The following is a 19,560-nucleotide window of genomic DNA, read 5'->3' on the forward strand; positions in this document are numbered from 1 at the left end:
GGATTAAATGGACCTGAATGGGGTCCTGCAGATGAAAAATGAGCTAGGGGGATGAATTCAGAGGAGCGTTAGAAGGTCGTAGATTATCTTGGCTGCGTTTACAGATGTCGGGTCAGCCACACCAGCCGATGCCACCTCAACCACGTCAAGGCCCACCACATCCTTACCTGAGAGTGCAAGGACAAGTTCCTCCATGATGTGGGGTGTGAGGCCTGATGGTGCCGGGTTACCCACTGATGGAGCATAGGCAGGATCAAGGACATCCATGTCAACTGAAATGTAGACGGGCCCCCTGATGCCATCAATGAGTTCAATGGCGTCGGCCGGATCCCCCATGACCTCATGGGCCATGCAGCACCGGACACCCTCCTCCACTGCAAATTCAGCCTCCTCCTCTGAGGCTGATCTAACCCCTATCTGTATTATCTCAGCTCCAAGCTCATGGACCCTCCTCATGACGGTGGCGTGGGAGTACCTTTCCCCGGCGTAGGTATCTGCCATGTCCATGTGGGCGTCCAGATGGACCACGGTGAGGGAGTCATGGTCAGGCAGATTCTCGATCACAGGGAGGGTCACCGTGTGCTCCCCGCCGATTATTATGGGCTTCAGATCCATGTCCAGGACTCCGGCTACAGAATCCCCTATGAAACCCGCGGTTTTCATGAAATTACCTGGAGAAACCTCAACGTCTCCAAAATCAAAACTTTTAACATTTACCTTCTCTGAGAAACGCAGATTGTATGCCTCAAAGCTGTAGGATGCCTCCCTGACAGCCATGGGTCCGAAGCGTGCCCCCGGCACATAGGTTGTTGTGGAATCAAAGGGGGCTCCCATTATTCCAAAGGAAAGTTCAGGAATCCTTTCATGGTCTGTGGTGGAAAAAGCAAATTTGAGGGGCTCATGGGTGTGAAGAAGCATTTCATGTGTCCTTCAAGAATTGTGAAAGGTAGAGGAGGGTTTACCCCTTGGTCCTCATGAGTTTCCTCTGGCCGAGGGCCTCGATGTACTCAACCTCAACACCCTCAACCAGCTGTTCGCTCAGTTCGTCAGGTATAGGTGTCTCGAAGGTCTCATAGGTCTCAAGGTCCATTAACTGGACGTCTCCACCCATTATGGCAATGACCTGAGCTGTCCTCTTGTCTATTATAGGTATGTCCACCTTTGAATCGACTGGCTTAACGAAGCTCCTCTTCTGGTTGTCGAAGATCCCCACAGCTTCCACACGGGCCTTCGCTGATCCGTGTTTCCCGGGGGATGATGTTGAGATGTTTGTGATCTTTGATGCCTCTCCATCAATGATCACGTACTTTCCAACCTTAAGCGTTTTAACTTCAACCACTTTCTTTGACATTAATCTTACCTCCTGTTAGAATGAGTGATGTGGGACTTCAATGTATATCTATTAATTCAGTGGACATTATATAAAAGCTTTATAGGAATTCAGTAAGCTGATTATGGTGATTGTAATGAAGGTTGCTATAACATCAGGTGCCGCAGAAGGACCCACAAAGCTCAATGCCTTTGACAACGCACTCCTGGAGGCTGGAATCGGAGACGTGAACCTGATAAAGGTTTCAAGCATACTCCCAAGGAACACGAGGATAGTGGAGCTTCCAGAGCTTGAACCCGGATCAATGGTGAACTGTGTCCTCTCACACAGGGTTTCAGAGAGAAGGGGTGACCTCATATCTGCTGCGGTCGCTGTGGCCACCTCCAGTGACTTCGGGTGTGTCGTTGAGAACTCCGGCGTCAACAGGGACCCTGAGGATGTGAGGAGTGAAGCCATCTCAATGGTCAGATACATGATGTCAGTGCGGGGCCTTGAAATAAATGAATTAATAGTAGAAGAGACAAATCATGTTGTTGAGAAATGCGGTGCTGCTGTATCTGCCGTCGTATATCTTGATTGAACTCAGGAAGGGGGTTTCATGGAGGAATCGGATATTTACTACTGGAAGGGTGTTGCTGTGAGAATGGCCGAGCAGGTTGAAAGGGCCGTATCTCCCCTCGTGGGGACGGAAGAAGCAGGGGAGATAATCAAGATGGGGGCCGATGGCACACCCACCAAGCTCATAGACCTAGTTGCAGAGGATGAAGCCGTTGGTGTCCTTGAGAGTACAGGGAGGCCCGTCACAATAATAAGTGAGGAGATAGGTGTCCTCCACATAAACAGGGAGGGAGATGAACCCGGGATAATCTTCGTTGTGGACCCCCTGGACGGTACAAGCAACGCCATAAGGAACATACCCTTCTATGGTATATCGGTGGCTGTGGCAGAACGCCACCCAGACGGTGAAGCCCCAACCCTTAAAAACGTCCTGATGGGCTTTGTTAAGAACTTCGCCACGGGGGACCTCTACTGGGCAATAAAGGGCCAGGGTGCCTTCCTCAATGAGAAACCGATAAGCTCATCCTCACAGAGCTCCCTCGACAGGACATCCCTGGGGGCCTTCATATATGGTACGCGCTTCAGGAGGGTGGACAGCATCTGCAGGGTGATCCGGAGGATGCGTATCCTGGGATCCGTGGCCCTTGAACTGGCCTACGTTGCAAGCGGTTCCTACGACGCCTTCATGGACCTGAGGGAGAATCTCAGGATAGTAGACATAGCAGCATCCAAGCTCATAGTGGAGGAGGCAGGCGGTGTGGTGACCAATGAGAGGGGTGGAGAAATAGACGGCCTTCTGAACGTTAAGGCAAGAACATCCCTTGTTGCCGCCGGAAACCTGGAGCTCCACGAGAAGATAATGCAGACCCTGGAGGTCATATGATGCGCATAGGGATAATAGCCCGTTTTGATGTTGCAGAGGCCGTTGAAATCGCTGAAAGGGTGGCCTCATTCCTCCTGAACAGGGGGGTTGAAATTACGGTTGACCTCAAGCTCACAGAGGAACTCCCACAGCTGAGGGAATACGGTGAGGACATAAGGAACATGGAAGCAGACATGATACTCACCATCGGCGGGGATGGGACAATACTCAGGACCCGGAGCCTCATAGAGGATAAGGAGATACCGATACTCGGTATAAACATGGGGACAGTTGGTTTTTTAACTGAGGTTGACCCTGAAAATGTATTCTCAGCCCTTGAAGCTGTCCTCAGGGGCGAATACGCCGTTGAGAAGAGGACCCTCCTGAGTGTCTACCACAATGGTGAGCTGCCCTCAGCCCTCAACGAGGTCGTGCTCATGACACGCAGGCCAGCTAAGATGCTGCATATAGAGATATCTGTTGATGATGAGGTGGTTGAGGAGCTACGCGCCGACGGAATAATCATAGCAACGCCAAGCGGCTCAACAGCGTACTCGATGTCAGCAGGGGGCCCCATTGTCGACCCCAGGGTTGAAGCATTCCTCATAGTGCCGATATGTCCCTTCAAGCTCAGCGCAAGACCCCTGGTGGTTTCAAACAAGAGCGTAATCCGGGTTAAACTCCTCAGGAAGGGTAAAAAGGCCATCGCCGTTATCGACGGCCAGTATGAGGAGGAGATCAACCACATGGATGAGGTCATATTCAGGAAGTCAGAACGAAAGGCCCACTTCGTGAGGCTCAGCAAGGACTTCTACAGGAAGGTCCGTGAAAAACTCATAGAGGGCGGAATAGACTCTATAAAGGGTTAAAGGTTGTGTCCATGAAGTTTAACATTTCAAGGCCCCTCGTGACTGACCTCACACATGGCGGTGTCACCATTGCCCTGGAGATGAGGAAACACTTCCCCGATGTCATGGCCTGGGACTTTTACGGCACACTTGGTGATGATGACCGTGAAATGCTCATTGAAAAAGGGGTTGATGTTGTTGAAGGACCGGTCAATGGCTCCACAGTAATAGCGCCGGTCCACTGCCCGGTCCGATCAGATTTAACCCACCATGAGATAACCGGCTGGCTCCTAGGTTCCTGGAGGAGGGAGAAGGGTGTGCCGGTGGTGGAGGTGACCGGTGTTAAGGGAAAAACCAGCACCGTATGGATACTCCTGAGTATAATGAAGGGCCTTGAACCCCTGGTCCTCAGCAGTCTGGGATCATGGGCAGGTGATGAACTCCTCATGCGGGATATAAGCATAGCCCCGGCCAGCATAATTGAGACCGTGAACCTCGCGGAGCACCATGATTACGGTGCAGCCATCTTCGAGGTCTCCCTGGGTGGGACAGGCCTGGCAGATGTGGGGGTTCTGACGAACATAGCCGAGGACTACAGTATAAGGAGGGGGACCTCAAGGGCCAGCAGGGCTAAGGAGCAGATATTCAGAAGCAGACTGGTCTGCTGCGAATACGGTGCATTCAGGAGGTACTACAGCAACTTCAGGGACAGGACAAACACCTTCTCGGTGAGGGACGCTGAGGCCACACTCCACGTGGAGGAGGTGAAATACGGCCTTGAGTCAACAGAGGCCATCATCCATGCCAGGGGACTTAAAACCATTGAGGGGAACCTCCTGGATACAGAATTCCAGATTCAAACCTTTGCACCGGCAGAACACCAGCTATCAAATGTTATTGCAGCTGCAGGAGCCGCCCTGACCCTCGGATTTGATGTTGATGATGTTCAGAGGGGTGTTGGAGCCTATCATGGAATCCCTGGCAGGACCTCCATGAGAGAGCTCAATGGCACCACAATAATAGAGGAGATAAACCCTGGCCTCAACGTCCGGGCCATAGAGTACACCCTCCAAATGGCTGAGGAACTTCCAGACCCGGTGGTCATACTGGGGGGGAGATACGGGGTTACCTGTGAGGAGATAGATGAGTCCCGGCTTTCAGGGATACTCAGCGATTATGACCTTAACTTCATATTCACCGACGAACTGGGGTACAGTATCATGAGGAAAACCGGAGGGGATGGTATCTACTTCAAGAAACCTGAGGATGCCCTGCGGGTGGGGCTAAATCATCGTACAGTGGTTCTCATTTACCGCTCGGAGTATGGTGACCTCACAAAAAGGTAAAAAGTTGATGGTAGTCATAATTACATGATTTTTAATAAACCGGAGTTTTTGAAAAGTTATATAATAGGATACAATAAATTTCTCAAGTGATTAACGTTTACTGGAGATGATTCGTTGATAGCTGGAACAAGGGGGAGTCGCCTGGCGCTTGTCCAGACGAACCATGTCATCGAGATGCTCAGTGAAGTCTGCGAAGAGAAAATCGAGAAGAGGATCATAAAGACAAAGGGCGACAGGATAAGGGATTCCCAGCTCTACAGCATGGACTCCAGGGGTCTATTCACAAGGGAACTCGACATCGCAGTCCTTAACGAGGAGGTGGACCTTGCAGTCCACAGCCTGAAGGATGTCCCCAGTGACCTGGACCCTGACCTTGCGATTGCAGCCGTGCCGCCCAGGGAATCACCTGCAGAGGTCCTTGTATCCCGCCTTGACTGGGACGAGCTCCCCCCCGGTTCCAGGATTGGAACCAGCAGTCTACGAAGGGAAGCATTCTGCAACCATCACCAAAAAAATTTTAAGATGGAGCCCCTAAGAGGAAACATAGATACAAGGATACGGAAGGTTATGGATGGAGAGGTCCATGCAACCATAATGGCCGAGGCAGGGCTGAAACGTCTTGGACTTGAAGAGTACATTAAAAGAAGGTTCCCACTGGAATACTTCACACCTGCCGCCGGTCAGGGAGCCCTCGCGGTTGTGACAAGGGCTGACAGTGAATTGAGGAGCTCCATAGAGAGGATAACCCACCATCCATCCCGGCAGGAGGTCACAGCTGAGAAGACACTCCTCAGGGAGCTCGGTGCAGGTTGCCAGTGCCCCCTCGGTGTCATAGGAAGGGCCACTGGAAACCAGCTGACCCTCTACGCTGTACTTCTAACCAGAGAAGGTGAGATGCTCAGGAAGGTAACCGCTAAGGGGTCTCTTGCTGAAGCAGAGGATATAGGTAAAAAAGCCGCCAAAGAAATGGAGGATTATATTTGAGACAGATAAATGTGGGTGTAATCGGCGTTGGAGCCATGGGTTACAACCATGCCAGAGTTTACTACAGACTTAAAAATGCAAATCTTATGGCTGTGTCAGACATCATGAAGGGAACGCTTCAGAAGGTCGCCAACAAGTATGACACCGTTGGATACGTGGACTATGAGAACCTCCTGGAGATACCCGAGATAGAGGTCGTCAGTGTATGCGTGCCAACCACCCACCATTACAGAGTGGTCATGGATGCCCTTGAACATGACAAGCACGTTCTCGTTGAGAAACCCATCGCATTCACCCTCGAGGAGGCAGAGGAGATGGTGAAGACGGCGCGCAAAAGGGGTCTGAAGCTGGGTACCGGCCATGTTGAAAGGTTCAACCCCGCCGTCCAGAAGGCCAGGGAACTCATTGAGAATGATGTGATAGGTGACGTGGTCTCTGCATCAGCAAAGAGGGTCGGACCGTTCCCTCCAAGGATAAAGGATGTTGGGGTAACCATCGACCTTGCCATACACGACCTCGATGTGATGCACTACCTCTTCAGTGAACCCGTTGCAGAGGTCTACGCTGTTATGGAGAGCATACTAGAGAAGTGTGAGTACGAGGACCATGCCGAGATAATGACAAAATTCAAAAGCGGAATCACCGGGATACTCGAGGTTAACTGGCTCACACCCTACAAGAGGAGGAAGCTGGCCATCACAGGGACTGATGGTATAATCAACGTTGACTATATAGACCAGAGACTGGATGTCTATGGTAAGTTCGCCCAGGACGTGGATATAAAACATGAGGAACCCCTGAAGAATGAAATCAAATCATTCCTCATGTCTGTTATAAATGATGAGGAGCCTGAAATAACAGGTGAGGATGGTATATACGCCCTCAGGACTGTGCTTGCAGCCATGAAGTCTGCGAGGGATCACAGGCCCGTGAAGGTTAATGGTGACATTTGAGGTGCTTGTATGGAAAATGAACTTATAAGGAAGGCCCAGGAGCTCAGGAGCAGAGGATTTACCACAGGGGAAATTGCAGATGAACTGAACGTGTCAAAGGACACTGCAAGGTGGCTTACACTTCAGACAACAACCTCTGTTTCCAGTAAGGAGGCCCCTGTGGATTTTGCAATCAACTGGGAGAGCCTGGGGGGCAGTTCATCCCGTATGAGGTATGTTTCAGCTGCCATGGCAGACATGGCCCTCAAGTATGGTGTTGCAGATGTTGTTCTTGGCATCGCCATAAGCGGTGTTCCCTTCGCAACGCTGATGGCCGATGTTATGGGTGCTGAAACTGGACTGGAAACCTCACTTGCAGTTTTTCACCCTGTAAAGCACAGGAAGGATGAGGGTGCAGAGGGAGCCATAAGCAGTAACTTTGCAAAGGTCAAGGGTAAGAGGGTCGTTGTTGTTGATGACGTCATAACAAGCGGCCGAACCATAGCTGAGGTGGTTGAGGTCCTCAAGAATCAGGGAGCGAAGCCCATAGCCGTCACGGTCCTAATAGACAAGAAGGGCATATCAGAGGTTGACGGTGTGCCTGTTGAGTCACTCATAAGGGTGAGGAGACTCGGCTGAGGAGTTCACTTCATCGCAGAGGTTGACGGTGTGCCTGTTGAGTCACTCATAAGGGTGAGGAGACTCGGCTGAGGAGTTCACTTCATCGCAGAGGTTGACGGTGTGCCTGTTGAGTCACTCATAAGGGTGAGGAGACTCGGCTGAGGAGTTCACTTCATCACCCCACCTCTTATCTCACAGAATTTTTTTGCATATCTAATTTTCCATTTAAAGTGTGGATATAACCTCCAGCACTGATTTTTCCCCCTACTTAATCTCATAATTGTCAGATAAGGGTTTCAGCATGCCTCGAGGGAGATCACCTTTTTATCCGCATAATCGATGCCCATTCAGAACCTCAGGGCCATGAACTGAAAAATTAATCATCAAATCCCCTTCAAGCTGGAATATTTTTTCTAAATTATATGGATAGTGGTAAGTTTTCATGCCCACATAGTTAATACTATGTCAGTCCATCTATATGAAACCGGATCTCTGAAAAACGCGACATTTTTAAGGGAACTCTTTTTTGCCCTGAAAAACCTTTTAATCCATGGGGGGTTTCTCCCGGCGCTGTGGGGGCCATCACTCCTTGTGGCATCATCAGTTCTCCTTGAAAGCCACTGCAGCCCCCTAAGCTGCGGGGTATCCTTCATGCTGCCCCTTACAGTCTACGCCTATGACTACCTTGCTGACCTCGATGTGGACTCCCTGACGAACTCTGATAGGTCAGAATTCAATCGTAGATGGGGTAAATGGCTGCTGGCAGCCTATGCAGGAGCCCTTCTGGCGCTGCTACTGATCTGTATGGATCCGCTGATCATGGCCCTCACAGCCGCACTCTTCATTATGGGGATCATGTACGCAGGATTCTTCAAGGGTCTCACAAGGTACATGACAGGGTTCAAGAACATCTACCTGGGCCTTATATGGAGTTCATGGACAACCATACCTGCAATGGGCGGATCCCACCCTGCACAGGCCCTGGTCTTCATCTTCATGTTCCTCAAGGTGTATGTGAACACAGCCTTCAGCGACTACAAGGACGTTGAATCGGATTCCCTGAAGGGCCTCAAAACCCTCCCGGTAGTCTTCGGTGAGAACAGCCTGATGATCCTGCAGCTCATCAATGCACTTGGAGCTACCATCCTCAGCCTTGGGGTTCTCACAGGGATCATCCCCTTCATAGGCGTGGTTGCGGTGATCCTCTCAGTGTACACCGCCCTTTACCTGCACCTGAAACCCTTCATGGATATAAGGACAGCGACCCTCATAGCGGACCTCGAGGGACCCCTTCACCTCCTGCTTGCCGTGGGGGTCATCTCCTGAAGGTGGATCCCACAGAATCAGAACATTAGGAAGAACAAAAAAACTTAAAGGTCACCGCGTAACAGTGGATCCCACGGAATACAGTGCCACACAGTGATGACACAGAAAAAGGGGATCATTCAAGGTACTGAATCACAGAAATGTGCAGAATCAGGGGCGGTACCTCAGTATCGCCCCTATACCTCCAAAGGCCCGCAGAAGCTGCATTCCCTCCTCGGTCTCGGTTGATATGATTTCAACCTCAGTCCCCACCTCCTCGGCCATCTCAACGAGGTCGTCGATCATGTCTCGCCTATCTGAGAGCCTCATCTGATCGTTGCAGCTGGGACAGGTTTCAGTATCAGGGAGGTCCTTACCGGTCTTCTCCATCCTGTGTCCGCAGGATGCGCACTCATAGGTCCCCCTCTGGTACTTAAGGTCCTCTGACAGGAGAAGAATCTCAACTGCACCCATCTGGAGGTGCTGTCTAACCTCCCTTTCACCGTAGGAGGCGAGACCATCCTCATTGATGAGTTCCCTGAGGAACCTCTGGACAAGCTTCTTCTCCCTCATAACATCTATTTCACTTAAAACATCCATTGACTTGTCTATGACCTCCCTTATACCGAATTCCCCTGTGTAGGATGTGTCCACAGTCGTTATGACCTTCTTCTTGAGTTCATGGTGAAGGTAATCGCCGTTGAGGAACTCCTCCTTTGTGTGGCCCGGTCCTCCGAGGATTATCCCCTTAAGGTCATCTATCTGGAGGAAGGCCTCATTCATGTGATCCCCTATCCTCTTGAGGAACTCGTGGGCGGCAAGGTCTATGAGCCTGTCGAACCTCCTCTGGGACTGTCCACCGGCCTTGTGCTTACCTGGAACCCCACTGGTGAGTGTCTTGAGTATGTCTATCCTCTTACCCTTCAGGGTTGCGATGGTGGCCTCCTTCCTGTCAAGGACAGCCAGGCCATAGGTTTCCTTCTCCTCAAGCATCTCCCTCAGCGGTTCAAGGTAGAACTCGGAGTTGCAGTGGTATATGTATGTCTTGATGGGTTCCGGGGGCTCGAATACGTAGGTCTCCATCTTCTCTGTGCCAGGGCCTCCCCTGGGCACCATGCCAACGAACATGACCAGTCCCTTCTCGGGTGGTTTCGGGAAGAGTTTGAGCCTCTGCATTATCACCTCAATGGCTGACTGGACGTTCTTCTTCGTCTGTTTGCTCTTTATGTTGGCACTCTGACTCAGTTCCTCCCTCATATGCTTTGCAACGTCACTGATCTGTCGGTCGGGGGGTATGTATACCGATACAAGTTCCGTCCCCCTGCCCCTCTTGTCTGAGAGTTCCTGGAGGATCCTCTTGAATTCGAAAAGCTCCTTGGATGATGGTTCGCTCACTATGAATCACTCCTCATGAAAATGATAAAATAAACTGTAAATGTATATGGGGCGGGGTAATTATAAAGTTTACTGGAGGGTGGGAGAAAAATGTATAAATGGATTCAACCATAACTCGAAGGGAAGAGTCAACTGATTTTATGGTGGACCGTTATGAGAATCGTGATTACCATTGGAGGATCAATCATCATAAGTGAATTCTCCCATGAGATGTTCAGGGCCTATGCTGACATCCTGAATTCGCTGAGGGATGAACATGAACTATTTGTGGTTGTGGGGGGAGGAAGACCCGCCCGCGACTACATAGGGGTTGCCAGGGAACTGGGAGCCAGGGAGGCCCAGTGTGATGATATAGGCATAGATGTGACCCGCCTGAATGCCAGGCTCCTGATAACCGCCCTGGGTGATAGCGCCTACCCTGGGGTTCCGGAGAACTTCAGGGAGGCCCTCGAGGTTTCTGCGACCGGCAGAATAGTTGTAATGGGTGGCACCGAACCAGCGCACAGCACAGATGCTGTCGGGGCCATACTAGCTGAAACCGTTGGGGCCGACCTCATGATAAACCTCACCTCTGTGGATGGATTCTATGACAGGGACCCGAAGAGGTACCCTGAAGCCAGGTTTTACCCTGAGATCACCGCCAGTGAGATGCTCGAACACCTAAGGGACTCTGATGTGAGGGCAGGTACCTATGAGTTCTTTGACCACACAGCCCTGCATATGATAAGAAGGTCCGGTATAAGGACCCTGATAGTGAACGGTAACGACCCGGAGAATCTCCTCAGGGCCATTGATGGCAGGATAGGCACCACAGTTATCCCAGAATAACGTCAAAGTATCTTTTATCTGTAATCAAAATTTAATGGAGGTAATAAGCATGGTTGAACCACACAAGCACTGCCCTGTATGCAGCACGCCAATACCCATGGATGAGGTGACCTGTTCAGAGAGGTGTCAGGAGATCCTCCTGAAAAATCAGCAGAGGGTCAGGAGGACACGGACAATATTCTACCTGGTATTCGCCCTCTTCATTGTGCTCTGGGTTGTACTTTCAATTAAAAGGTGAAGAGTTTATGGGGATCTGAGTACAGCCACCCCATAAACTATGAGTATCACGCCCACAGCCAGACCCACAAACACCGGGTTGAATGAGAGTGCGCCAATAAGAATGTATATTACCCCCAAAATGGCGCTCATTAGACCCGCATTTCTTTTCAGGTAACTCTGGGAGCCTGCTGAGAGTATCAGCATTGCAGCCACCAGGAGAAGGATCCCTGTAATGTAAAGCCAGGCCCCTGCAAGTTGATTTATCAGGAAGACCCTGAAGGCCAGCATGAGGCCAACTGCCAGTGTTATAACCGCAAAGACCATCCAGAGCACACCCACCTCCATGTACCTCCGCCCCCTGATTGCATTTGCAAGCATCCAGACTCCAAGGGCAGAGAGCACAATGCCCGTCAGTATGCTTATGGCCGTCACACCTGAGACAGGTGATACCAGAAATACAATACCCAGAATAACCGAAAGGAGACCCATCCATTTTTTCAGCATCATCTCACCATTCTATGGATATGTTCATCTGATTTTATATATTTTTGTTAATCTCTTCATCATTGACAAATCCCAGAATCCACCCATTACACCTAGTCGCCCATCAAAAGCTACACGCAGAGCCTCAGAGAAGCATCCTCAAACCCGTGCAGATTAAGAGGATTATGAAGATGTACCTTATGTACCTCACATCAACCCTGTGGGCGATTAGAGCACCAAGCCTTGATGCTGGGACGCTCACAACAATCACAAGCAGGAACTGGAGGAGGTTAACATATCCCACAGTGAATGGACCCCCGGGACCTGTTAGGATGTAGGAGATGGTCCCTGATGCAGCCGTGAATGCAATTACAAGGGAGGATGTGCCAACGGCCTCGAGGACATCAAAGCCCGCGACCATCACAAGGAGCGGTACAAGGACAACACCACCACCGATACCCAGGAGGCCTGAGAGGAAACCTGTGAGGAATCCAAGGGGGGCTGCTGCATTCCTCTTAACCCCTGAAGGCGGAATTCTGGATGATAGGAGGAGTTGCAGTGAAACAAGGATGAGTAAAACACCGAATATTCTTTTTAGGAGCTCTGCAGGTGAGGCTGATGCTGTGAAAACCCCTGCCACGCTACCGCATGCGCCGAGAACACCCATGGTGATGCCAGTCCCTGGATCAACACACCCCCTCCTGTAATGGGAGTGGGCTCCGCTCAGTGCTGTTGGCAGTATTATGGCAAGGCTGGTGCCGAAGGCCGTCCTTATGGCAATATCCGGTGGTGTGCCCCCTGCCTCCATGAGGAAGAATAGCACCGGGGCTATTATGAAGCCGCCGCCAACTCCAAGAAGGCCCGTTGCAAGTCCAACCAGAAGTCCTGTGAATAGAAGTGCCAGCACATAGATCAATGGATCCATAAACAATCCCCTGTCCCCTTTATACCCCTATAATTTATAAGTGGAAAGTTCCATATCTCACCCTGTTAGTTATTAAATTTCTTCTGGGTGAATAAATTTGAGATCAGAGAGGTTCATGGCAGCAGGCATAGTCTTCATTGGGGTGGCGGTCACGCTCCTGGTGACAGACCTGCTGGATCACATCATAACACCCATCACACACGTGTTCCTCATGGGCTCATCAGAGGGTAAGGACGTGATATTCTTCACCGTCATGGGTAGCATGTTCCTCCTGGCACCCCTCTTCAGGGAGGACGGGTTGCTGGGGAGACTTGCACACCTTGATAAGAACACCTACCTCCACATCGCAGCCCTTCTGGCCTTCATCACGTACCTCACAGGGATTGGAGTTGAGATACTTATACGCCTCAGAATGGGTGTATCCCCATTCACAACATTCATATCAATGGATCCGCCAGCATCGACCAGTATAACCCACTCACACGTCTTCAAGGCCAGTTTGAGTCCCCTGACGGGTCTCATTGTTCCGGCATCATCAGGGATCCATACCGGTTCTTCCCTGGCAGGTTACATCCCCTTCCTCCTACCCATGACCCTCACGGTGATCCCGGTGATCTATCTCATGGGCCTCCTTTCAACAGGTGCCCGGCGGGACTTCCACGTTGCAATAGTGATATTCGCCATAGCCACGACCATAATAGGGATAATAGATGGTGGACTGTTCTCAACCCCCGCACTTACAGGTCTATCAGGTATTCTCGGCATGAGCGCCCTCAGGGTTCCCTTCAGGCCTGGCAACCTCAAGGTCCCCACCATCATAATAGCAGGGCTCATAGCCGTGCGCATACTCCTGGGGATCCTTGGATCAGTCCCGGAGTACTATGAGGTCACCATCCTCGACCCATCAGGCAGCCCCGACCTTGAGGGACTGCATGTCCTCTCAGAGGAGAATATGGGTGATAGAATCATCCTAAAGCTCTCATCAGACCAGAACGAAATGGAACTCCTGGATAAACTCACACGTCGCCTTGATGGCAGGTGCCATGGTTTCTTCATGACATGGAACTTCTATTCATTCTTCTAGGGAGGAACAGGGAATGAAGCTCAGCATAATCATACCAGCATACAACGAGGAGGAATATCTTCCAGGACTCCTTGAAAGCATAAAGAAGCAGGACTTCAAGGATTATGAGGTTATAGTCGCAGATGCAAACTCCGATGATAACACGAGAAAGATAGCGGAAGAATATGGTTGCAGGGTTGTTGATGGGGGTATGCCCGCGGTGGGAAGAAACAGGGGAGCTGCTGCTGCCAGGGGCGAGCTGCTGCTGTTCCTGGACGCTGACCTTGTCCTCACCGACGGCTACCTCAGGGATGCTGTTGAGGAGTTTGAATCAGAGGACCTTGGAATCGCAATAACCCAGATGATACCCATATCAACCAGGAGGCGCGACAAGATACTGCATGAATTTGCCAACAGATTCATGATACTGGTTGAATCCATAAAACCCCATGGGGCTGGATGCTACGGCATACTGACACGCCGGGAACTCCATGATAGGGTGGGTGGATTCGATGAATCCCTGGACTTTGGAGAGGACACAGACTACATTGAAAGGATAGGGAAGATAAGCAGGTTCAGGGTCCTCAGGAAACCCAGGGTACTGGTATCCATAAGGAGACTTGAAAAGGAGGGACTCAAAAACCTCGCATTCAAGTATACCAAGAGCACCATTTATGACTTCATGGGGAAGAGGGTCAGTGCAGGTGACCTTGACTATGAATTCGGTCACTCAAAGAGGAAAAGGAGGGTCCTATACTCTGTCTGCGGTGAGGGCATGGGTCATGCGATACGCAGTGGTGTGATCCTTGATAAACTCACAGAGGACCATGAAGTCCTCATATTTGCAAGTGACCGCGCATATAGGTACCTGAGCAGTAAATTCGATAACGTCCATGAGATATATGGGTTCAACACCGTCTACGAGGATAACAGTGTAAATGATGTTAAAACCTTCATGAAGGCCATGAAAACCTTCCCACGGGACCTCAAGGAGAATCTCAAACTGCTCTACAGGACTGCGAGGGACTTCAGGCCGGATGTTGTGGTCTCTGACTTTGAGTTCTATGCCAGTCTTGTGAGTAACATGCTCCGCATCCCCCTCATAAGCATCGATAACATGCACGTGATAACCCAGTGCCGTATAGAGTACCCTGAGAGGTTCCGCAGGGATAAGGTGAAGGCAGAGGCCGTTGTGAGGTCCTTCATTGTGAGACCCCGCCGTTATCTGATAACCAGTTACTTCTTCCCGGAGGTTAAAAACCCGGATAAGGTGTCCATGTATCCCCCTGTACTCAGGGAGGAAATAAGAAGTCTCAGACCATACTATGGGGACCATGTTCTGGTATACCAGACCAGTCAGTCAAACAGGAAGCTCCTTGAGGTTCTCAGGTCCATTGACAGGAAATTCCTTGTCTATGGCTTTGACAGAGAGGGTGTTGATGGAAACCTCACCTTCAGGAGATTCAATGAGGACCGGTTCTTCAGGGACTTCGAGTCTGCAGCGGCGGTTATAACAAATGGAGGCTTCACCCTTATAAGTGAGGCCCTCTACCTCAGGAAACCCGTCTACAGTGTTCCTGTGAAGGGGCAGTTCGAGCAGATCCTGAATGCAGTTTACCTTGAGAAGCTCGGCTACGGTGAGTTCCATGAGGAAACTGAAAGGGAAAGCCTTGAGAGGTTCCTTGGCAGGCTGGATATTTACAGGAGGAACCTTGAGGACTACGATGGTGGTAACAACGAGATCATAGAAGCCCTTAAGAGGACAATAGATGAGTGCTCCGGGGGATGCTAAAAATCGCTATTTTTAAATATTTAAATGAAAACCGGGGCCTCTCCAGAATCAAAGAATCAGTGAAGTGGCAGGAACAGATGCCGGTCAAAAAATTTGCAGATAATAGAAAAAAGTGTGTTTAACACGCAAAACAGCTATACTTATCCAAGAAAAAAGGTATGTGTAACTAGAGGGTCACTCCAAGGTCAAGCTGCTCTGTGAGCTCCTTGTACCTGTTCCTTATGGTTACCTCTGTTACACCTGCAACCTCTGCAACGTCTCTCTGGGTCTTGCGTTCCCCGAGGAGGACCGATGCTATGTAGAGGGCCGCTGCTGCAACACCCGTCGGACCCCTTCCTGATGTGAGGCCGTTTTCCATTGCCATCTCAATTATCTCGATGGCCTTGGACTGTACCTCTCCTGAGAGGCCGAGTTCGCTTGCAAACCTTGGTACGTAATCCACCGGGGATGTTGGAGGTAACTTTATGTTGAGTTCCCTTGTGAGGAACCTGTAGGTCCTTCCAACCTCCTTCTTGCTCACCCTTGAAACCTCTGCAATCTCGTCAAGGGTCCTTGGAACGTTGCATTTCCTGCATGCGGCGTAGAGTGATGCTGCAACCACTCCCTCAATGCTCCTTCCCCTGATGAGTTTGTTCTCAACGGCTCTCCTGTATACCATGGAGGCCGCCTCCCTCACACTCCTAGGGAGCCCTAGCCTTGATGAGTCACGGTCAAGTTCGCTCAGGGCAAATGCAAGGTTCCTCTCGGTGGCTCCTGATATCCTTATCTTTCTCTGCCACTTCCTCAGACGGTACCACTGGGCCCTGTTCCTTGCAGGTATGTCCCTTCCATATATGTCCTTGTTTCTCCAGTCTATCATTGTTGATAGACCCTTGTCGTGTATGGTGTAGGTTATGGGTGCACCTACCCTTGTCCTCTTATCCCTCTGTTCGTGGTCAAAGGCCCTCCACTCTGGACCCATATCAACCAGGTTATCGTCTATGACAAGACCACACTTTCCACAGACTATTTCAGCCCTCTCGTAGTCGCCCCTAAGGTCATCGGAGCCGCACTCAGGGCATTTTGTTTCCTTCTCTATTTCAGAAACATCAGACCTCATTTTCTCCTTCGTTTCCTTCGCCCCCATTTTTTCACATTCTTTATACCCACGTATAAAGTCTCTCCAACTCGGTTCTCAAACTTTTCAGGATTTACTGCACGAAGTGGTTTGATGGATATGTATGGATTCCGTGTAGGTCCAAAGATATCGTGCACTTTTCCTATCCTTTTCCCATCAGAAGTAAAAACAGGTGCTCCAAGCTGCGGTGTTCTATCTGAACGTGCTATGATCCTTCCCTTGTTGGAGACATGTGAAATATTCCCTAAAGCCTTCATAATTCACCGAAAATTTTATATACTGTATTCTCTAACTACTAGTATATAAATGTTTCGATAATTTTATATAAAATCAAAGCCATGGGGTCATGCTGTCATCTGTCTTCCATAGTAGACTGCTGCAATGAGACCTATCAGTGTCGGTGCAATATAACTTGCGAGCCTATCAACAACACTGGCTGCCATGACATAGTCTGCACCTATCCCTGCAACAGCAAATAGACCCACGAGTATCCCCTCTCTCAACCCAAGGGACCCTGGCAGAAGCGGAAGAAGGGATATGAGGATCCCAACTGTGTAGATTATTATGAGTGGAACCACAGGTGGTGAGACACCCACAGCCAGGAAGCAGACATAGAGCCGGCAGACATCAAGGGCCCACATCCCCAGTGATATGAAGAATCCAATAACAAAGACCCTCCTGTCGGTTATTGCGGTTGAGAACCCATCATTGAATCGATTTATATAGAATATGACCTTCTCGTGTATCCCAGAAAAACTGATGTTACCTTCCCTAAACCTTGATAACCATGAAACCAGTCTCCCTGTTAAAGAAAGGGCTATCTTCTGGGCTATTTTTTTGTTCATACCTGCATAGACCGCCAGGGAGAACCCTGCAATGGTCACAAGGATCAGAACGCTCACAACTATCCTGGTCCAGATGGATATCTCCCAGGTCATTATGAGCACCGCAGAGAGAATGGAGATCAGAGCAAAGGGTATGAACTCAAAGACCCTGTCTGCTGTGGATGATGCGAAACCGATCTCAAAGGGTGTGCCCTCAACCTCACGCAGAAGGTAGGCCCGCAGTGGCTCACCACCGGCAGCCCCCGGCGTTATGTTATTCCCAAATATGCTGGTAAAAAGAAGCATCATGAGCCTCGTAAAGGAGGGAGCATCATCAACCACATCCAGAATGAGCCTCCACCTCAGGGTCCACAGGACAAGTATGATGGCCTCCAGGATGAAATTGATTGCAAGGAAGTAGGGGCTGGTCTCCTCAAGTGCCCTCAGAATATCACTGAAACCTGCAAAGAAACCTATAAAGAATATTACAACAGCAACCGCAACGAATGAGAGAAGGATGGTCCTTCTGTTCTCTCCGATGTAATCAAAGACGCTGCTCTCTCCCATTGAAACCAACTACTTCCGAAGGCCGAGGATTTCTGAAAGGGAAATTCCGCCTTCAACACCCTCCACTATCGAGTACTCCTTCTCCTTTACCTTCAGGGCGGCCCTGACGACCTCTCCTGTAACCTCAGATGGCACCACAACCACCCCGGATTCATCACCAAGGAGCAGGTCACCATTTTTAACCAGGACACCATCACACTCAAGTTCTACATTGAGCTGACCCTCGGCTCGAGGTTCTCCTGCACAGGGAACATAGTCACGTGAGAATACAGGAAAATCAAGTTCAAGGATGGCGTCAACATCCCTGCAGGACCCGTAAATAACGACCCCTGCGATACCCTTCTTCAGGGCGGTTTTTGAGGTGAGTTCACCCCACACTGCCCTCTCATCACCGTCAGCACCTATAAAAATAATTTCCCCAGGTGATGCAGCATCAATGGCCATGACTGATGTTCCCCAGTCGTGCTGGGATGTCCTGGCTGTGACCACTCTGCCACAGACACGGAGGTTGTTCATGGGTTTTATTGAGGGTATCACACCCACCTCACCTGTCACACTCTTGAGGGCATCTGAGATCTGGGGCGCCGATATCCCCGATAGAAGCCCTACAGGATCCGCGGGTGAGCTGAGCCTCCTGAGACGATCAATTGGTTTCATACCTCTCCTTGCCATCCAATCAATCCTGGGGAGTTGTGACCTCTTCGACCATGGTCCTTCCGGCTACAACTTCATCAACACTGTGGATGGAACCACCATAACTCTCTATTGCCCTTGTTATCTCATCGAAATCCAGGTCGTTTCCCTGGATGGTCACCTTGATGTTCTCGGTTTCCTTGTCTATCTCCATGAGGGTGATGTTAACTCCCTCAACACCCCTCAGTTCACTCAGATACTTTGCATATTCAGGTATTATGGGTTCGTGGGGTTTCAGTATATCCAGAACGATTCTAATAAGGCCCTTAGCCACCATCTTTCCTCCATGAATCTGTTAAAATGATATAGTATTATGATAAAATGAATATTTAAATATAGCCCAGAAACACGTCTCTGATTATTTTATATATCAGTATCGTCATATAAGATATAGATATTATCAAGTTATTAAAGGGCTACATATGTCTCTTATTAAGCTTCAGCAGATAACCGATGAGTTAGAGGAACTTAAATATCAGGGAGAACAGGGAATACCCATACTGATTGAGGGACGTAAGGATGAAGAAGCCCTGCGGGAGCTGGGCGTCAACGGCCCCTTCATAAAGGTCTCAGGCTCCAGACTGAGCCTTTCGGAAATTGCCCTCAAGGCATCTAGGGCATCGAGGGCCATAATACTCACAGATTTTGACAGGAAGGGCAGTGAACTTGCAAAAAGACTCTACATGGACATGCAAAGTCTTGGAGCAGATCCAGACCTCAGGATACGGCGCAGACTCATGGGGATGACACGGAGATACATCAAGGATATACAGAGCCTCCCTTCATACATTGAAAGGCTGAAGCTGGAGGTGTGCCCATACCCCCTTGATAATATCTGAATGCTGTTATCATCACACTTCAATTTGAT

Annotated in this window: 23 protein-coding genes; 13 read left to right on the forward strand and 10 right to left on the reverse strand. The window is 50.0% G+C overall.

Going from position 1 to position 19,560, the window contains the following annotated elements; genetic code table 11:
- Positions 1–57: 57 nt before the first annotated feature.
- Entirely contained in the window at positions 58–918 is an 861-nt protein-coding gene (gene speB / locus MTCT_RS03965) for an agmatinase (protein WP_048175542.1), read from the reverse strand.
- 40 nt (positions 919–958) lie between these two features.
- Complete coding sequence (eif5A, locus tag MTCT_RS03970; RefSeq protein WP_010876502.1) at positions 959–1,351, reverse strand: translation initiation factor IF-5A; 393 nt, start codon at positions 1,349–1,351, stop codon at positions 959–961.
- Positions 1,352–1,466: 115 nt separating this feature from the next.
- On the opposite strand from eif5A, the gene MTCT_RS03975 reads away from it, so the two are divergent.
- The 8 genes from MTCT_RS03975 (at position 1,467) to MTCT_RS04010 (ending at position 8,807) form a co-directional block, all read left to right on the forward strand.
- Positions 1,467–1,910, forward strand: a complete 444-nt coding sequence (locus MTCT_RS03975; protein WP_048175543.1) for a pyruvoyl-dependent arginine decarboxylase — start codon at positions 1,467–1,469, stop codon at positions 1,908–1,910.
- A gap of 18 nt (positions 1,911–1,928) precedes the next feature.
- The gene (locus tag MTCT_RS03980) at positions 1,929–2,771 is read left to right on the forward strand and encodes a bifunctional fructose-bisphosphatase/inositol-phosphate phosphatase (RefSeq protein ID WP_048175544.1); all 843 of its coding nucleotides are present in this window, start codon (positions 1,929–1,931) and stop codon (positions 2,769–2,771) included.
- Positions 2,768–3,619 (forward strand): NAD(+) kinase, encoded by an 852-nt coding sequence (locus MTCT_RS03985; RefSeq protein WP_084126191.1) that lies wholly within the window; start codon positions 2,768–2,770, stop codon positions 3,617–3,619. Before MTCT_RS03980 ends, MTCT_RS03985 begins: the two co-directional genes overlap by 4 nt.
- Positions 3,620–3,630: 11 nt before the next feature.
- Positions 3,631–4,944 carry a coenzyme F430 synthase gene (gene cfbE, locus MTCT_RS03990; RefSeq protein ID WP_048175545.1) on the forward strand — a complete coding sequence of 438 codons (1,314 nt, stop codon included), beginning with the start codon at positions 3,631–3,633 and terminating at the stop codon, positions 4,942–4,944.
- Between the two features lie 114 nt (positions 4,945–5,058).
- The gene (gene hemC / locus MTCT_RS03995; RefSeq protein WP_084126193.1) at positions 5,059–5,928 is read left to right on the forward strand and encodes a hydroxymethylbilane synthase; all 870 of its coding nucleotides are present in this window, start codon (positions 5,059–5,061) and stop codon (positions 5,926–5,928) included.
- Complete coding sequence (locus MTCT_RS04000) at positions 5,925–6,881, forward strand: Gfo/Idh/MocA family protein (protein ID WP_048175546.1); 957 nt, start codon at positions 5,925–5,927, stop codon at positions 6,879–6,881. Before hemC ends, MTCT_RS04000 begins: the two co-directional genes overlap by 4 nt.
- Positions 6,882–6,890: 9 nt before the next feature.
- Entirely contained in the window at positions 6,891–7,499 is a 609-nt protein-coding gene (locus tag MTCT_RS04005) for an orotate phosphoribosyltransferase-like protein (protein ID WP_048175547.1), read from the forward strand.
- 444 nt (positions 7,500–7,943) lie between these two features.
- Entirely contained in the window at positions 7,944–8,807 is an 864-nt protein-coding gene (locus tag MTCT_RS04010) for a UbiA family prenyltransferase (RefSeq protein ID WP_048175548.1), read from the forward strand.
- A 150-nt stretch (positions 8,808–8,957) separates the two neighbouring features.
- On the opposite strand, the gene prf1 is transcribed toward MTCT_RS04010, so the two are convergent.
- Positions 8,958–10,181 (reverse strand): peptide chain release factor aRF-1, encoded by a 1,224-nt coding sequence (prf1, locus tag MTCT_RS04015; RefSeq protein WP_048175549.1) that lies wholly within the window; start codon positions 10,179–10,181, stop codon positions 8,958–8,960.
- 153 nt (positions 10,182–10,334) lie between these two features.
- On the opposite strand from prf1, the gene pyrH reads away from it, so the two are divergent.
- Positions 10,335–11,009 (forward strand): UMP kinase, encoded by a 675-nt coding sequence (gene pyrH, locus MTCT_RS04020; RefSeq protein WP_048175550.1) that lies wholly within the window; start codon positions 10,335–10,337, stop codon positions 11,007–11,009.
- A 34-nt stretch (positions 11,010–11,043) separates the two neighbouring features.
- Positions 11,044–11,247 (forward strand): DUF2116 family Zn-ribbon domain-containing protein, encoded by a 204-nt coding sequence (locus MTCT_RS04025; RefSeq protein WP_231855369.1) that lies wholly within the window; start codon positions 11,044–11,046, stop codon positions 11,245–11,247.
- A gap of 5 nt (positions 11,248–11,252) precedes the next feature.
- Here the strand turns inward: MTCT_RS04025 and MTCT_RS04030 are convergent, their stop codons facing one another.
- A complete protein-coding gene (locus MTCT_RS04030) occupies positions 11,253–11,732 on the reverse strand; it encodes a DUF308 domain-containing protein (protein WP_048175552.1) in 480 nt (159 codons plus the stop codon).
- A 124-nt stretch (positions 11,733–11,856) separates the two neighbouring features.
- Entirely contained in the window at positions 11,857–12,636 is a 780-nt protein-coding gene (locus tag MTCT_RS04035) for a sulfite exporter TauE/SafE family protein (protein ID WP_048175553.1), read from the reverse strand.
- Between the two features lie 97 nt (positions 12,637–12,733).
- Between MTCT_RS04035 and MTCT_RS04040 the strand changes: the two genes are divergently transcribed.
- Both MTCT_RS04040 and MTCT_RS04045 read left to right on the forward strand, forming a co-directional pair.
- Positions 12,734–13,720, forward strand: a complete 987-nt coding sequence (locus MTCT_RS04040) for a hypothetical protein (RefSeq protein ID WP_048175554.1) — start codon at positions 12,734–12,736, stop codon at positions 13,718–13,720.
- Between the two features lie 13 nt (positions 13,721–13,733).
- Complete coding sequence (locus MTCT_RS04045; RefSeq protein WP_048175555.1) at positions 13,734–15,491, forward strand: MJ1255/VC2487 family glycosyltransferase; 1,758 nt, start codon at positions 13,734–13,736, stop codon at positions 15,489–15,491.
- Between the two features lie 166 nt (positions 15,492–15,657).
- Here MTCT_RS04045 and MTCT_RS04050 read toward each other — a convergent pair whose 3' ends face one another.
- From MTCT_RS04050 to MTCT_RS04065, 5 genes are all read right to left on the reverse strand, one after another.
- A complete protein-coding gene (locus MTCT_RS04050; RefSeq protein ID WP_048176603.1) occupies positions 15,658–16,590 on the reverse strand; it encodes a transcription initiation factor IIB in 933 nt (310 codons plus the stop codon).
- On the reverse strand, positions 16,587–16,865 hold the full coding sequence (locus MTCT_RS09215; RefSeq protein ID WP_084126197.1) for a Gar1/Naf1 family protein: 279 nt from the start codon (positions 16,863–16,865) through the stop codon (positions 16,587–16,589). Before MTCT_RS09215 ends, MTCT_RS04050 begins: the two co-directional genes overlap by 4 nt.
- An 87-nt stretch (positions 16,866–16,952) precedes the next feature.
- Positions 16,953–17,999 carry a UPF0104 family protein gene (locus MTCT_RS04055; protein WP_048176605.1) on the reverse strand — a complete coding sequence of 349 codons (1,047 nt, stop codon included), beginning with the start codon at positions 17,997–17,999 and terminating at the stop codon, positions 16,953–16,955.
- A 9-nt stretch (positions 18,000–18,008) separates the two neighbouring features.
- Positions 18,009–18,671 (reverse strand): RraA family protein, encoded by a 663-nt coding sequence (locus tag MTCT_RS04060; RefSeq protein WP_048175556.1) that lies wholly within the window; start codon positions 18,669–18,671, stop codon positions 18,009–18,011.
- A 4-nt stretch (positions 18,672–18,675) separates the two neighbouring features.
- On the reverse strand, positions 18,676–18,969 hold the full coding sequence (locus MTCT_RS04065; RefSeq protein ID WP_010876522.1) for a DUF211 domain-containing protein: 294 nt from the start codon (positions 18,967–18,969) through the stop codon (positions 18,676–18,678).
- Between the two features lie 145 nt (positions 18,970–19,114).
- Between MTCT_RS04065 and MTCT_RS04070 the strand changes: the two genes are divergently transcribed.
- Positions 19,115–19,531 carry a toprim domain-containing protein gene (locus MTCT_RS04070; protein ID WP_048175557.1) on the forward strand — a complete coding sequence of 139 codons (417 nt, stop codon included), beginning with the start codon at positions 19,115–19,117 and terminating at the stop codon, positions 19,529–19,531.
- Positions 19,532–19,560: the final 29 nt, after the last annotated feature.

This window comes from Methanothermobacter sp. CaT2 (genome assembly GCF_000828575.1).
Classification (GTDB): Archaea; Methanobacteriota; Methanobacteria; order Methanobacteriales; family Methanothermobacteraceae; genus Methanothermobacter.

What these genes read in the sequence shown, in the direction of transcription:
- MTCT_RS04065 (WP_010876522.1), bottom strand. Translation starts at nt 18,969, where the DNA reads ATGGTGGCTAAGGGCCTTATTAGAATCGTTCTGGATATACTGAAACCC.
- eif5A (WP_010876502.1), bottom strand. Translation starts at nt 1,351, where the DNA reads ATGTCAAAGAAAGTGGTTGAAGTTAAAACGCTTAAGGTTGGAAAGTAC.
- MTCT_RS04030 (WP_048175552.1), bottom strand. Translation starts at nt 11,732, where the DNA reads ATGCTGAAAAAATGGATGGGTCTCCTTTCGGTTATTCTGGGTATTGTA.
- MTCT_RS04035 (WP_048175553.1), bottom strand. Translation starts at nt 12,636, where the DNA reads ATGGATCCATTGATCTATGTGCTGGCACTTCTATTCACAGGACTTCTG.
- speB (WP_048175542.1), bottom strand. Translation starts at nt 918, where the DNA reads ATGCTTCTTCACACCCATGAGCCCCTCAAATTTGCTTTTTCCACCACA.
- MTCT_RS04070 (WP_048175557.1), top strand. Translation starts at nt 19,115, where the DNA reads ATGTCTCTTATTAAGCTTCAGCAGATAACCGATGAGTTAGAGGAACTT.
- MTCT_RS03980 (WP_048175544.1), top strand. Translation starts at nt 1,929, where the DNA reads ATGGAGGAATCGGATATTTACTACTGGAAGGGTGTTGCTGTGAGAATG.
- MTCT_RS04010 (WP_048175548.1), top strand. Translation starts at nt 7,944, where the DNA reads ATGTCAGTCCATCTATATGAAACCGGATCTCTGAAAAACGCGACATTT.
- MTCT_RS03975 (WP_048175543.1), top strand. Translation starts at nt 1,467, where the DNA reads ATGAAGGTTGCTATAACATCAGGTGCCGCAGAAGGACCCACAAAGCTC.
- MTCT_RS04045 (WP_048175555.1), top strand. Translation starts at nt 13,734, where the DNA reads ATGAAGCTCAGCATAATCATACCAGCATACAACGAGGAGGAATATCTT.
- cfbE (WP_048175545.1), top strand. Translation starts at nt 3,631, where the DNA reads ATGAAGTTTAACATTTCAAGGCCCCTCGTGACTGACCTCACACATGGC.
- MTCT_RS04060 (WP_048175556.1), bottom strand. Translation starts at nt 18,671, where the DNA reads ATGGCAAGGAGAGGTATGAAACCAATTGATCGTCTCAGGAGGCTCAGC.
- MTCT_RS04005 (WP_048175547.1), top strand. Translation starts at nt 6,891, where the DNA reads ATGGAAAATGAACTTATAAGGAAGGCCCAGGAGCTCAGGAGCAGAGGA.
- pyrH (WP_048175550.1), top strand. Translation starts at nt 10,335, where the DNA reads ATGAGAATCGTGATTACCATTGGAGGATCAATCATCATAAGTGAATTC.
- MTCT_RS04050 (WP_048176603.1), bottom strand. Translation starts at nt 16,590, where the DNA reads ATGAGGTCTGATGTTTCTGAAATAGAGAAGGAAACAAAATGCCCTGAG.
- MTCT_RS04055 (WP_048176605.1), bottom strand. Translation starts at nt 17,999, where the DNA reads ATGGGAGAGAGCAGCGTCTTTGATTACATCGGAGAGAACAGAAGGACC.
- MTCT_RS04025 (WP_231855369.1), top strand. Translation starts at nt 11,044, where the DNA reads ATGGAGGTAATAAGCATGGTTGAACCACACAAGCACTGCCCTGTATGC.
- MTCT_RS09215 (WP_084126197.1), bottom strand. Translation starts at nt 16,865, where the DNA reads ATGAAGGCTTTAGGGAATATTTCACATGTCTCCAACAAGGGAAGGATC.
- MTCT_RS03985 (WP_084126191.1), top strand. Translation starts at nt 2,768, where the DNA reads ATGATGCGCATAGGGATAATAGCCCGTTTTGATGTTGCAGAGGCCGTT.